The sequence below is a fragment of the Tessaracoccus flavescens genome (genome assembly GCF_001998865.1).
Lineage (GTDB): Bacteria > Actinomycetota > Actinomycetes > Propionibacteriales > Propionibacteriaceae > Arachnia > Arachnia flavescens.
The window spans coordinates 3188737-3201584 of record NZ_CP019607.1; the positions used below are offsets into that span (position 1 = coordinate 3188737).

Here is a 12848-nt window from a genome sequence, read left to right on the forward strand (position 1 = left end):
CAGGCAAGGGCCGCGCGAGGCGCCATCTTGGCGGCGCTTGCTAGGGTGAGCGCATCATGTGCGCAGGAGGTGGCGGCTGTGTCGCGTAACGCGATGGCTATCGTTTCTTCGCTGCTGTTCGCCATCCTCGCGGCGCTGCTCGTCCTGATCCCAGTGCCCTATGTGGCGCGCAGGCCAGGCCAGACGATCGATGTGCTTGGCAGCAGCGACAAGGGCCCGGTGATCGACGTCAGCGAGGTGCCGACGTTCGACACGTCCGGACGTCTGCTGATGACCACCGTCTCGACCACCCGCGTCGACTCCACCCTCAGCCTTCCAGAGGCGATCTTCGTGTACCTGGGCTCCGATTCCGAGGCCATGCCGCGCGACGTGATCTACCCGCCGGGCAAGACAAATGAGCAGGTGGAGACGGAGTCTGCGCGCTCGATGGTCGATTCGAGGACACGCGCCACCGTCGCCGCGCTCCGAGCGGCCACCATCCAGGTCGAGGACAAGCCGATGGTGACCGCCGTGTCCATCTCGGGGCCCAGCGCCGACGTCCTGCAACCCGGTGACCTGATCCTCCAGGTCAACGGCCAACCTGTCAGCGACCGCGAGGAGGTCCGCCAGGTGATCGGCCAGAGTGACGTGGGACAGGTCGTCACGCTGCAGATCTCCCGCGGCGGTGAGGAGTTGACGGTCGAGATCACACTCGCGGCCAGCACGACCGAGGCCGACCGCCCCGTGATGGGCGTCGACATCGGTCCCGGGTACCGGTACACGCCGCGGGTCACCTTCGGGGTCGATCCGTCGGTGACCGGGCCGAGTGCCGGGCTGGTGTTCGCGCTCGGCATCTACGACCGGATCACCGAGGGGGACCTGATCCAGGATGAGGTCGTCGCGGGGACGGGCACGATCGACGCCGAGGGGAGCGTCGGCAACATCGGCGGGGCCCGCGAGAAGATCAAGGGAGCAGAGCGCGACGGGGCGAGCATCTTCCTCCTTCCCGAAGGCAACTGCCCCGACGTCGAGGGCATCAAGACATCGCTGACCTTGGTAAAGGTCGCGACGCTCAGGGACGCCATCTCGGCCCTGCAGCTCATCAACGAAGGAAACACCGCGGAGGTGCCTACCTGTGGCTGACACGTCACGCCTGATCGCCTGCCTGATGGACGTGGAACGTCACGTCTCGTCCGCAGGCTGGGACCAGCCGACCCGACTGTTCGCGCTCGTCACGACGAGCACGCTGCTGGAGGTCGAACCCCAGCTGCGGGGGCGGGTCCCAGAGACCGCCCCGGACGCGCTGACCGCGATCGAGCAGGACGAGTTCACCGCGACCGACAACCTGTTCGAGCGCCTGAACTCGATCTTCTGGCCCGAGACGGTCGAGGGCTGCGCCATCGCGCTGGAGCGCGCCTTCCTTCCGCCGCAGTTCGAGGCGGATCTCCCCGAGGACCCGGACGAGGCGGCAGACTTCGTCGCGAAGCACCCGAACAAGACCGACGTGCGGGTCGTCGTCGGCGTCCTGCGCGACGGCACGAAGCACGGCCTCGCCCGCCTCGTGAGTGATCCAGACGACCTGCTCGGGGCCGAGGACCTCGTCCCCGGGCTCGCCGAAGGACTGTTCGACACCTTCCGGAGCGACGAATCATGAGCGCTGAGACCGCCGACCTCGACGAGCCGACCCGCAGGAGCCCGTTGCTCTGGACCGTGCTGATCATCGGTGTGCTGGTGATCGGCACCGTGATCGCCTCCCGTGTTGGCACCGACTACCTGTGGTTCCGCAGCGTCGACTTCCAGGGCGTGTTCACCACCCGGCTCGCCGCCCAGGTGGGGCTGCTTGTCGGGTTCGGCCTGCTGATGTTCCTGGTCGTGTTCTTCTCGATGGTGATCGCCTACCGGCTGCGCCCCAAGGTGCGCAGGGCCAACCTCGACTCCGAGTTCCTGGTGCAGATGCGCGACGTGCTCGACCAGCGTTCACGACTGTTGATGGCCGTGCCCGCCGGAGTGATCGCCCTGCTCGCCGGGCTGACGGCGTTGGGTCAGGCCGACACGTTCCTGGCCTGGTGGCACTCGACTGAGTTCGGTGAGAAGGACGCCTACTTCGGCGTCGACGCCAGCTTCTACGTGTTCGCGCTTCCGTGGCTGCAGTTCGTGGTCGGTTTCGTGTTGTTCGCCGTCACCGCGGGCGGCATAGCCGCGCTCTGCGTGCACTTCCTCACCGGGTCGCTGAACGCTTCCGCGCTTCGCGGCCGCGGCAACACCTCGGCGAGCGTTCCCGCGCAGCGCCAGCTGTCGATCACGCTGGGGATCGGCATCCTGCTCTTCGGCGTCAACATCGTCCTCGACCGGTTCGCGCTGAACGTCACCCAGTCGACCCTGTTCACGGGCATGGGCTACACCGACTTCACCACCCGCGTTCCGGTCACCACGATCATCGCCGCCATCTGCGCCATCTGCGCGATCGCCTGCTTCGTCAACGCGTGGAAGGTGCGCTGGTCGGTGCCCGGCGCATCGATCGCGCTGCTGATCGTTTCGATGCTGCTCCTGTCGAGCCTGTACCCGTGGCTGATCCAGAACTTCCGGGTCACCCCGCAGGAACAGGACATGGAGGTGCCCTACATCGCCAACAACATCGCGGCGACCAGGTACGCCTACGACATCGACGACGTCGAGATCGAGGATTACGAGGCGACCACCACGGCCTCGGCCGGCCAGCTGCGCGCCGACGCCGACGCGCTGCCCGCGATCCGCCTGATCGACCCCGCGGTCGTTCCCCGCACGTTCGAGCAGCTCCAGCAGGTGCGCGGCTACTACACGTTCCCCGAGACGCTGGACGTCGACCGGTACGTGATCGACGGAAAGGCCACTGACGCGGTGGTCGCCGTCCGCGAGCTCGACCTCGCGTCGGTGGACTCCGGGGACAATTGGAACAACCGACGAACCGTCTACACGCACGGCTACGGACTGGTCGCCGCCTACGGGAACCAGCGCGAGGCCAACGGCGAGCCGGTGTTCTTCTCCGGCGGGATCCCTACCACCGGCAGCCTCGAGGAGCACGAGCCGCGCATCTACTTCGGTGAGAAGAGCGACTACTACGTCGTCGTCGGCGCGCCAGAGGGGTCTGAGCCGGTCGAGCTCGACACGCCGTCCGGCGGTGAGGGGCGCTCCGAGTCGCTGTACACCTACACCGGCAAGGGCGGGGTCCCGGTCGGCAACTTCCTGGCGAAGGCGGCGTTCGCGATCCGCTTCGGCGACATCAACCTGATGCTCTCGGACCGCGTGAACTCCGAGTCGCGCCTGATGCACGACCGTGTCCCGACGCAGCGCGTGCAGGAGGTCGCCCCCTGGCTGACGGTCGACTCCGATCCGTATCCGAGCGTCGTGGACGGCCGGATCGTGTGGATCGTCGACGCGTACACCACGTCCGACTCCTTCCCGAATGCGAACCGTGTCGACTGGACCCAGTCGATCTCCGACTCTCGCACCTCTGCCGACCGCACCCTGCTCGGGCAGCAGGTCAACTACGTGCGCAACTCCGTCAAGGCCGTCGTCGACGCCTATGACGGGTCGGTGAAACTGTACGAGTGGGACGAAAACGATCCGATCCTCAAGACCTGGTCGAAGGTCTTCCCCGGCGCCGTCACCCCGAAGAGCGAGATTTCCGATGAGTTGCGCGAACACCTGCGCTATCCGCAGGACCTGTTCAAGGTGCAGCGCGAGGTGCTCGGCCGCTACCACACCGAGAACGCCAACACGTGGTTCCACCAGACCGACATCTGGCAGGTCCCGAACGACCCGGTCAGCGGGGAGAACAAGAAGGAGCCACCGTACTTCCTGACGATCCGGTGGCCGAAGGACGAGACTCCGCACTTCGCCAACACGACCGTCTTCGTGCCGAAGGACCGCGAGAACCTCAGCGCGTACATGGCGATCAACTCCGACGCCACGAGTCCGGACTACGGCAAGAAACGGGTGTTGAAGCTCTCTGACGCCAAACAGATCGCGGGCCCGGGGCAGACGTACAACTTCATCTCGACCAACCCGCTCGTCGCGGAGAAGCTCCTGCCGTTCAACCGTGACGGCTCCAGCGCTTCGGCCATCTACGGCAACCTGCTGACCCTCCCGCTCGGAGGCGGCCTGCTGTACGTGCAGCCCATCTACACGCAGACCAAGACCACGGGTTCCTACCCGGCGCTGCGCTTCATTGTGGTGCGCTTCGGCGAGCAGATCGGCATCGGCGACACGCTGCAGTCGGCGCTCGACCAGGTGTTCCAGGGCGACGCTGGTGCGCAGACAGGCGAGGGCGACAACCCCAGCACGATCCCCGATCTGAACACGGAGGAGCCGGGCACTCCGTCGGACCAGACGGGAGTCGAGCGCGCCAGGGGACTGCTGGACGAGGCCGAGGCGCTGTTCAAGGGCGCGGACGAGGCGCTGAAGACCGGCGATCTCGCCGACTACCAGGCGAAGATGAAGTCCGCCGAGGACAAGATCGCCGAGGCCGCGAAGGCGCTCGACGAGGGCTGACGCAGACGGCGCCGGCCCCGTGTGGTCGGCGCCTCAGGCCCTCAGATCGATCCGTTCCGGAGCCAGGCCGATGGCCTCCAACTGGGGGACGAGCACCTCGGCGTCTCCGGTGACGGAGACGCTGCACAGCTCGGGGCTGATGGCGGAGCGGTAGGCGGTGGTGGCCGCGTCCGCGCCCACCGTCGCCAGCGCCTCGAAGTGCCTTCCCATGTCCCCCGGGTCGAGCCCGGCGGCGGCGAGGGAGGACGACTGCGCGACGATGTCGGCCGAGGTCTCGTTGGCGAGCGGGGCGACCCCGATCAGGTACCGGCGCGCGTCGTCGACCTCGGCGTCGGTCAGCGGTTCGGCGAGTGCGAGCCCCTCGATGAGGCGGGCGACGGCATCGCCTGCCACCTCGTTGCGGACGCTACCGCCCACCGCGAACTGCCCCTCGGTGACGCCGGGGGAGAAGCCCCCGTTGATGCCGTAGGTGTAGCCGAGCCGCTCGCGCAGTTCCAGATTGAGCCGGCTGGCGAAGGCCCCGGCGAGGGCGTGCCCGGCGATCCGGAGCGCCGCCCAGCGCGGATCGTCGCGCGTGACGGTTCGGCTGCCGATGGTGAGCGTCGCCTGGACAGCCCCCGGCTGGTCGACCACCACGACGCGGGGAGGCAGGGCCGGGGCGCTGGAGGCCGGTGCAGGCGTCGGGGCTCCAGGTCGCCAGTCGGCGAAGTGGGCGATGACGTCGTCCGCGTCGACCGCGCCGGCGATCAGCAGCGTCGTGTGGTCGGGAACGAAGTGCGCGGCGTGCCAGGCGCGGACGCGGTCGGCGTCGATCGGGCTGAGCGTGGCAGGCGTTCCGGCCGCCGGACGGCCGTCGCGGTGCTGTTCGCCGAAGAGGGCACGGCGGAAGGCGAGGCCGTTGCTGCCCCCGGGTGAGGCGAGCGTCGAGTCGAAGCCCGCGATCTGGGCCTCGATGTGGTGCACGATGTCGCGTTCCGCATAGGCGGGCTCGGTGAGCACCTCCGTGAAGAGGTCGAGGACCGCTCCGAGGCGTCGCGACGGGGCCTGCCCGCCGAAGGTCGTGTGCCGGTACCGGGCGATGCCGTGCAGGGTGGCCCCGTTGCCCTCGAGGAGTTCGCCGATCCGTCCGTCCGGGTGGGTCAGCGTTCCTTCATCGATGGCGTGCAGCGCCACGGTCGCCACGCCCTCGACGTCGCGTGGCTCGCTGCTCAGCGCAGCGGGGAACACGGCCTCGAAGGTGGCGATGTGCTGGCCGGGCAGATGGAAGTGCCACACCGTCAGGCCGTTGGGCAGCCTGGTGATCGTCGGCGTCGGAAAGTGCCAGGGGGTGGCTAGCGTGACGTCAGGTCGGGTCATCGGGCATTCTCCGCGAGGTAGTGGAGCTGGTGTGCGGCCGTGGGGGACAGCCAGGTTCGGGCAGCGCCTCGCACATCGTCTGGGGTCACGGACAGCACCTCCGCGAGGTGGGTGTTGATCCTGGCCGGGTCGCCGTGGACGAGCCAGGCGTCGTTGATCGCGTCGGCGCGACCGCTCGTCGTGGCGAGGTCCCAGAGCCAGTCGCGTTCGTACTGGGCGGCCGCGCGGGCGACCTCCTCCTCGGTTGGGCCCTCGTCGATGAAGCGGGCCAGCTCGTCGAGGATTCGTCCGCTCAGCGCATCGGTCCCCACGCCGTCCGACGGACGTCCGAGGATGGTGGCCACCGAGGTGGAGGAGCGGTGGGGCAGCAGCGCGCTGTGCACCTCGTTGGCGATGTCGCCGTTGCGCACGAGCGCGCGGTGCAGCCGGGAGGAGTTGCCGTCGGCGAGGACCGACAGCGCCAGGTGGAGAGCTGGCTGGACGGGGTCTGCCGCGTCGGGCACCCCCCACGACAGGTAGGTCAGCGAGTGCGGGACGGCCCGGGTGACGGTCTCGATCAGCTCCGGCCTGGCCAGCGGTGCCTCGAAGCTTGCCCGCTGAGGCTTGGGGACGGCGGGAAGCGAGCCGAAGTAGGTCTCGGTGAGCGAGATGCCCTCGTCGGCGGTGACCGGCCCGCAGAGCACGAGGCGCAGGTTGCTCGCCGGGTACCAGGCCTCGAAGAACGAGGCCACGTCCTCCAGCGACGCGTCGTCCAGGTCCCTCATGGACCCGATGGTCAGGTGACCGTACGGATGCTCGGGCTGGAAGTGCTGCGCGATCAGCAGTTCGAGCAGGTCGCCGTAGGGCTGGTTGTCGTAGCGCTGACGCTTCTCCTCCTTCACGACCTGACGCTGGGTCTCGAAGTTCTCCCCGGTGATGGCGAGGCTCGCGAAGCGGTCCGCCTCGAGCCACATCGCCAGGTCGAGGGCGCCCCGGGGCACCGTCTCGAAGTAGTTGGTGCGGTCGCTGGAGGTGGTGGCGTTGACGGTTCCGCCGAGGGTCTCGACGGTCGCCATGTGCTCGCCGGAGGCCACCTGCCCGGAGCCCTGGAACATGAGGTGCTCGAACAGGTGGGCGAAGCCGGTCTTGCCCGGACGCTCATCCGCGGAGCCGACCTCGACCCAGAGGTTCACTGCGACGCCGGGAGCATCCGGATCGGGGGCCACGACCACCTCGAGTCCGTTGTCCAGGCGGTGCTTGGCCAGCTCGTAGTGCAGGTGGGCCTCGGTCATGTGCAGAGACACTAGCGCCTGCCCGGTGCGTCGCGTCAGTGCAGCGACGAGTCGGACGCGGTGAGGAACCACTCGTGGAATGTGACCACGAGGCCTGCCCTCGTGGGCGCCGCGGCGAGCGGGCCCGCGGCGGCCTCGGCCTCAGCCGGGAACGGGGCCACGCGCACGAGGGCCAGTTCGTCGCCGTCGAGGCCGGCGCGGACCGTCAGCGCGTCGCCCGACCGGGAGACCCGCACCCGGACCCTCCGTCCCGCCCACGCATCCATCCTGGCCACGGACCAGTCGGAGTTCGGGTTGGTCACGACCGCGCCCAGCTGCGGGTGCCCGTCTGCGAACTCGACGCCCGCCTTCATCCAGCAGGTCTGGTCGGCGACCACGAAGATGCCTGCCTGGTCGAACTGCTGGTCGTAGTCGGTGGTGAAGGTGACCTCCATCGCGCAGTCCTGCGGCAGCGGCCGCACGAGCCCGTGCTCGGACTCGTGGACGAAACCATACGAGGTGGTGCGCCACGCATCCGAGCCTTCGGCGCAGGTGACGATCAGGTCGCCGTCGCGCTCGACGGCGTCGACGGGCGGGTGGGTCCAGATCCCTTCTGACCAGGCGATGCGGGTGGTCTCCATGGCGTAACGCTAGCCGAGTAATGTCGTGCCCATGCAGTACCGCTATCTCGGAAATTCCGGACTCAAGATCACCGAAATCACCTACGGCAACTGGCTGACCCACGGGTCGCAGGTCGAAAACGACGCCGCAAAGGCCTGCGTCCGCGCGGCCCTCGATGCGGGCATCACCACCTTCGACACCGCAGACGTCTACGCCAACACCGTCGCAGAGGAGGTGCTCGCGGATGCGCTGAAGGGGGAGCGTCGCGAGTCGCTCGAGATCTTCACGAAGGTCTACTTCCCAGTCGGCCCGAAGGGCGCCAACGATGTCGGCCTGTCCCGCAAGCACATCATGGAGGGCATCAACGGGTCGCTGCGCCGCCTGCAGACCGACTACGTCGACCTCTATCAGGCGCACCGCTTCGACGTGGAGACCCCGCTCGAGGAGACCATGATCGCCTTCGCCGACGTGGTGCGGCAGGGCAAGGCGCTCTACATCGGCGTGTCCGAGTGGACCGCCGACCAGATCCGCGAGGGCGCGAAGCTGGCCAAGGAACTCAACATCCAGCTGATCTCCAACCAGCCGCAGTACTCGATGCTGTGGCGCGTGATCGAGGACCAGGTCGTGCCAGCCTCGGAGGAGGCAGGCATCTCGCAGATCGTGTGGTCTCCCGTCGCCCAGGGTGTCCTGACCGGCAAGTACCAGCCGGGTCAGGCCGCGCCCGAGGGTTCGCGGGCCACCGACACCAAGGGCGGCCAGAACATGATCAGCCGCTTCATGAACGACGACGTGCTGACCCGCGTGCAGAAGCTGCGCCCGATCGCAGACGAGCTCGGCCTGACCATGGCTCAGCTCGCCGTCGCCTGGGTGCTGCAGAACCAGAACGTCGCAGCGGCCATCATCGGCGCCTCGCGCCCAGAGCAGATCAGCGAGAACGTCAAGGCCAGTGGGGTGGAGATTCCGGCCGAGCTGATGGCGAAGATCGACGAGGCGCTCGGCGACATCGTCGAGCGCGACCCGTCCCACACCCGAGCACCTGAGTCGCGCCCGTAACGAGAGGGCGACGGCTTCGATTTGTGCGTTCCAAAGAACCCCGCTAAAGTTGGTTTCACCGACGCGGGGTGGAGCAGCTCGGTAGCTCGCTGGGCTCATAACCCAGAGGTCACAGGTTCAAATCCTGTCCCCGCTACGAGAAACAGCCCCTGATCAGGTGAAAACCAGGTCAGGGGCTGTTGGCTTCTCGGTGAAAAGTCCCGAACTACGCTCAAGCGATTCTGTCGGGAGCCCAGAGGCGATCTCCGTGGCCGTGAGGCAGTCGTGGATGGAGGCGGCCTCGGCCTCGGCCTCGGTGGCCGTGACCGCCCCAGTCGTCACCGTCACAGCGGCGGCGATGAGCGATGCGGCGAGCCTTCTGGCGCGCTTGCGTGTTGCGTGTGTGTTCATCAACTCTCCCCGTGATGAGCGTCAACATTGGCGATGTCTTTCACCCTAAGCAGGATCTGATCGCTGTGGTTAGTGATGAGAAAGCTTCGCCATTGGCGAGATGGGAGAGCGTGATCCCGGCGGGTTGGGCCGCCGTGTCGGTGCCCCTGGAGCCGCGACCCTGGTGGCGATGGCGTTGGTCAGCGGCCCTCGACCCAGGCGGAGAACTCGTCGGCCGTGGCGTAAGAGCTCTGGGTCCCGCGGCCGGTCACGGAGTGAGCCGCGTAGGCATTGGCCCGTACGAGCGCGTCGCGCAGGGGCGTTGCGTGCGTGATCTCGTGCGCGAAGCAGCCGATGAAGGCGTCGCCGGCCCCGGTCGTGTCGACCGCCTCGACCGCGGTCGTCTGGGCGATCAGCTCCTCACCCTCGGCATCGACGAGGAGGACGCCCTTCGACCCGAGGGTGACGATGCCGTTGCGGCAGCCGCGCTCGACGAGGCTGCGGGCCGCGATGCTGACCTCCTCGAGCGTCGAGGTAGGCAGGCCGGTGAGGATGGCAAGCTCGGTCTCGTTCGGCACGAAGTACTCACACAAGGCGACGCGCTCGTAGTCGAGTCCCTCGGTGGCCGGGGCGGGGTTGAGCAGCACCGGCACGCCCGCCCTGCTGCCCAGCTCGATCGCCGCGTTGACCGTCGCAAGCGGGATCTCCAGTTGGAGCACGATCAGGCTGCAGCGGGCGATCTCGGCGGCAGCCGCCTCGACATCGTCGGGGGAGAGCGCCCCGTTGGCGCCCTTGACGATGATGATCGAGTTGCGCGACTGCTCGTCGACGAAGATGGGGGCGACTCCGGACGTGCCGGGGGTCGGCAGCACGAAGGTGGTGTCGATCCCGTTGAGCTCGAAGTTGCGCACCGTGTTGGCCGCGAAGAGGTCGTCGCCGACGCGCGTGACCATCAGCACCTCGGAGCCGAGTCGGGACGCGGCGACGGCCTGGTTCGCGCCCTTGCCCCCGCAGCCGAGCGCGAAGTCAGGCGCCTCGATCGTCTCGCCCTCCTCGGGCATCCGGGTGATGTAGCTGATCAGGTCGACCATGTTCGAGCCGATGACCGCGATGTCCATCCGTGCCTCCTCGCCGCGCTGCCGGTGGTGGTACCGATCCTAGGGGGCTGGATCGGTGATCCTGGTCTCATCGAAACAAACCGCAGCGCGCTACGAACGCGGCCGACCCGGCGAACTTGTCCACATGGACGTGAAGAAACTTGGCAAGATCCCGCCGGGAGGCGGCTGGCGCGCCTTCGGCCGTGGCGCCGGTAACCGGGACCGCAAAACCAAGATCGGCTACGACTATGTCCACTCGTTGGTCGATGACCACACCAGAATGGCCTACAGCGAGATCCCGCCCGATGAAAAGGGTCCGACCTGCGCCGCCTTCTTGGAGCGCGCAGCCGCGTACTTCGCCGGCAAAGGCATCAGCCGCATCGAGAGGGTCCTGACCGACAACGCGTTTGCGTACCGCTACTCCACCGACCTGAAGAATGTCTGCGCATCGCCGGGCGCTGTTCGGAAGTTCATTCGTCCTCACTGCCCGTGGCAAAACGGAAAGGTCGAACGACTCAACCGCACCCTCGCCACCGAATGGGCCTACCGTCAGGTCTTCACCAGCAACGAGCAGCGCGCAGCTGCACTTGCACCGTGGATCGAGTACTACAACACTGAACGTCACCACAGCGCTTCATCACCATCATGCTGCGCTACCACGACTCCCTCCAAACAGTCGGCAGCCACCTCGTCCTGACCGGCCTGAGCGAACGCGTCCACGCGCAACTGCACAGGACCGGTGCCTTGGAACGCCTAGGACGCGGCAACATCTTCGCCGCCACACCCAGAATCGGCGAATCCCTCAAGGCCGGGCCACAGCGAGCACAGACCCTCCTCGGCCAGTGACATCGCGGCCCTGGGCATTCTCCGCGACGGCACTGCAGGACACGCGCAGGTCCACCACCACTTCGCGCTGGCCCGGGCCTGCCCAAGAGAGTCCCGCGACCTCACCGAGAGTCGCCTGTCGTTCTCCCGCCGCTTGGAGCGCTCGCGTTCAGGCTGCCGGCAGTACGACGTAGGGAAGGATTCAGAGCTGGGGGCACTCGGGCACTTCAATGAGGGAGGCAGGGCGGGGCAGCCGCGCCCGGTCGACCGGTCGCCTGACCAGCGCCACGAACTCGCCCAGGCTGACCCCCGCTTCGAGCGTGTGCCGCAGGTGAGCGTGGTGGGCGATTGGTAGCGGTTGCGCCGGCCTTCCTTGTCCTTGGTGACGTAGCCTTGGTTGACGAGTTCTCGGACGATCTGCTGCACCGCCCGCTCCGTGATTCCGACCATGTCAGCGATGTCGCGCATGCGCGCGTCCGGGTTCATGGGCAGTGCGACGAGCACGTGTCCTTAGTTGGACAGAAAGGTCTAGCCGCCGTCGTTCATACGAAGTAGGATACGCGAGTTACCCTTCTAATTCAGGAGGGTGACCGCCTCCACAGCCGCTGCAAGGGCAGAACTGGTCACAAGCATAACCAGTCGGCCGACTCCCGCAAGGCGGTTCTGCCCGTCGGCAACCCCTGATCGCCGCGCGGGCGCAGGTCGGTAGATTCTCCAGCGACCTCGGCCTTCTCGACCAGCTGGCGAGACTCCCGCCGGAGAGTCAGTTCCCGAAAATCTTCCCCCAGCCCGGGATCTCCAGCTGGGCGAGCTGCTCTCCCACGCTACTGACGTCTTGGCTCAATCCGGCAATCTGGTCCGCTGCTCCGGCGGCGGCCTCAGTCGCCCCGCCAGCCAGGTCTGCGGCCCCCGTGGTCAGATCCTCGACACCGCTGGTGAAGCCTGCCAGATCGATTGAGCCCGCCAAGGCATCGAAATCGACGCCGGCGGCGAGGGCTTCACCGAGGAGCGGGGCGGCAACCGCTCTGAGTGCCGCGCCGCCGGCCACGGCGATCAGCAGCCCGCCGCCTGCACCCGCGGCGGCCGCTCCGAGCCCCTGCCCGGTCATGGCCGCGCCGGGGAGAGGGGTGCGCGCAAGAATCCCAGCTAGGATACCGGGCCGGGCGGCCTCGGCGCGGGTGGCGGTGCGGGCAAGATCCGCCGGCTGCGACGTGCGTGGGTGCTCTTCGGGGGGTAGTTCGGTGCGGAGTCGCGTGTGGAGCTGGTCGCGCTGTTCCGGGGTGAGCCGGGCGAACGCTTCCGCATGGATCCGCTCCAGCTGGGCGGGCTCCGCTGTCCGCAGCAGGTAGTCGTAGCGGGCCACTGCCGCACTGGCGGCCGGGTCGTCCTCCGACGCGGGGGTCGGTCCCACCGGTCGCGAGGCTGCTGCCGGGGGCGCGGCGGACGGGCGTGGGAGCCCCTCGACCGTGCCCCGCAGGGCGCTCGTCCAATCCGGAGTCTGGCCGCCAGCGGTCTTCGCCGGGGCGGCGGTCTTGTTGTTGAGGGCCTTGTAGGCCAGGCCGCTGAGGCGGTCGAACAGGTTCATGAGCGTTCCCTTCGGGGTGTGCGGTGGTACTGATCAGAGCGTGCCGGGTCCGCCGGGTGTGCGCTCCAGGCTCAGTCCGGAGGGCGGCGGACGGTCGTCGAAAGGCCTTCCGACCCGTTCTCGCCCCGGCGGACCACAGCGTCGGAACGGCCGACGGACGGGTTGTCCGTCGCCGTTGGGGTG

The 12848-nt window shown here is 67.9% G+C and carries 11 protein-coding genes, 1 tRNA gene and 1 pseudogene; 6 read left to right on the forward strand and 7 right to left on the reverse strand.

Going from position 1 to position 12848, the window contains the following annotated elements:
• Positions 1 to 93 precede the first annotated feature (93 nt).
• Genes BW733_RS15420 through BW733_RS15430 form a run of 3 tightly spaced genes read left to right on the forward strand, consistent with a single transcriptional unit; the run spans position 94 to position 4509 of the window.
• Positions 94 to 1122, forward strand: coding sequence for a YlbL family protein (locus BW733_RS15420; protein WP_077351857.1), 1029 nt, complete (start codon positions 94 to 96; stop codon positions 1120 to 1122).
• Positions 1115 to 1633: a PPA1309 family protein gene (locus tag BW733_RS15425; protein WP_152024754.1), complete on the forward strand. Its 519-nt coding sequence runs from the start codon at positions 1115 to 1117 to the stop codon at positions 1631 to 1633. The genes BW733_RS15420 and BW733_RS15425 overlap by 8 nt, the downstream gene beginning before the upstream one ends.
• Positions 1630 to 4509 (forward strand): UPF0182 family membrane protein, encoded by a 2880-nt coding sequence (locus BW733_RS15430; protein WP_077351859.1) that lies wholly within the window; start codon positions 1630 to 1632, stop codon positions 4507 to 4509. The genes BW733_RS15425 and BW733_RS15430 overlap by 4 nt, the downstream gene beginning before the upstream one ends.
• 33 nt (positions 4510 to 4542) lie before the next feature.
• On the opposite strand, the gene BW733_RS15435 is transcribed toward BW733_RS15430, so the two are convergent.
• Genes BW733_RS15435 through BW733_RS15445 form a run of 3 tightly spaced genes read right to left on the reverse strand, consistent with a single transcriptional unit; the run spans position 4543 to position 7756 of the window.
• Positions 4543 to 5865 carry a M16 family metallopeptidase gene (locus BW733_RS15435; protein WP_077351861.1) on the reverse strand — a complete coding sequence of 441 codons (1323 nt, stop codon included), beginning with the start codon at positions 5863 to 5865 and terminating at the stop codon, positions 4543 to 4545.
• Positions 5862 to 7136 carry a M16 family metallopeptidase gene (locus BW733_RS15440; RefSeq protein WP_077351863.1) on the reverse strand — a complete coding sequence of 425 codons (1275 nt, stop codon included), beginning with the start codon at positions 7134 to 7136 and terminating at the stop codon, positions 5862 to 5864. The genes BW733_RS15435 and BW733_RS15440 overlap by 4 nt, the downstream gene beginning before the upstream one ends.
• A 35-nt stretch (positions 7137 to 7171) precedes the next feature.
• Positions 7172 to 7756, reverse strand: a complete 585-nt coding sequence (locus BW733_RS15445) for a DUF1349 domain-containing protein (protein WP_077351865.1) — start codon at positions 7754 to 7756, stop codon at positions 7172 to 7174.
• A 31-nt stretch (positions 7757 to 7787) separates the two neighbouring features.
• On the opposite strand from BW733_RS15445, the gene BW733_RS15450 reads away from it, so the two are divergent.
• The gene (locus BW733_RS15450; RefSeq protein ID WP_077351867.1) at positions 7788 to 8789 is read left to right on the forward strand and encodes an aldo/keto reductase family protein; all 1002 of its coding nucleotides are present in this window, start codon (positions 7788 to 7790) and stop codon (positions 8787 to 8789) included.
• Between the two features lie 62 nt (positions 8790 to 8851).
• Positions 8852 to 8925: transfer RNA gene (locus BW733_RS15455), tRNA-Met, on the forward strand.
• 17 nt (positions 8926 to 8942) lie between these two features.
• Here the strand turns inward: BW733_RS15455 and BW733_RS18030 are convergent.
• Together BW733_RS18030 and rbsK are read right to left on the reverse strand one after the other, a co-directional pair.
• Positions 8943 to 9179 (reverse strand): hypothetical protein, encoded by a 237-nt coding sequence (locus BW733_RS18030; protein ID WP_152024755.1) that lies wholly within the window; start codon positions 9177 to 9179, stop codon positions 8943 to 8945.
• A 179-nt stretch (positions 9180 to 9358) separates the two neighbouring features.
• On the reverse strand, positions 9359 to 10276 hold the full coding sequence (rbsK, locus tag BW733_RS15460) for a ribokinase (RefSeq protein ID WP_077351869.1): 918 nt from the start codon (positions 10274 to 10276) through the stop codon (positions 9359 to 9361).
• A 55-nt stretch (positions 10277 to 10331) separates the two neighbouring features.
• Here rbsK and BW733_RS15465 point away from each other — a divergent pair.
• Positions 10332 to 10952, forward strand: a pseudogene (locus BW733_RS15465) (integrase core domain-containing protein); the annotation flags it as partial.
• Positions 10953 to 11008: 56 nt separating this feature from the next.
• Here the strand turns inward: BW733_RS15465 and BW733_RS20190 are convergent.
• Both BW733_RS20190 and BW733_RS15475 read right to left on the reverse strand, forming a co-directional pair.
• Entirely contained in the window at positions 11009 to 11566 is a 558-nt protein-coding gene (locus BW733_RS20190) for a winged helix-turn-helix transcriptional regulator (RefSeq protein ID WP_418361346.1), read from the reverse strand.
• Positions 11567 to 11843: 277 nt separating this feature from the next.
• Complete coding sequence (locus tag BW733_RS15475; protein WP_077351871.1) at positions 11844 to 12665, reverse strand: hypothetical protein; 822 nt, start codon at positions 12663 to 12665, stop codon at positions 11844 to 11846.
• Positions 12666 to 12848 lie beyond the last annotated feature (183 nt).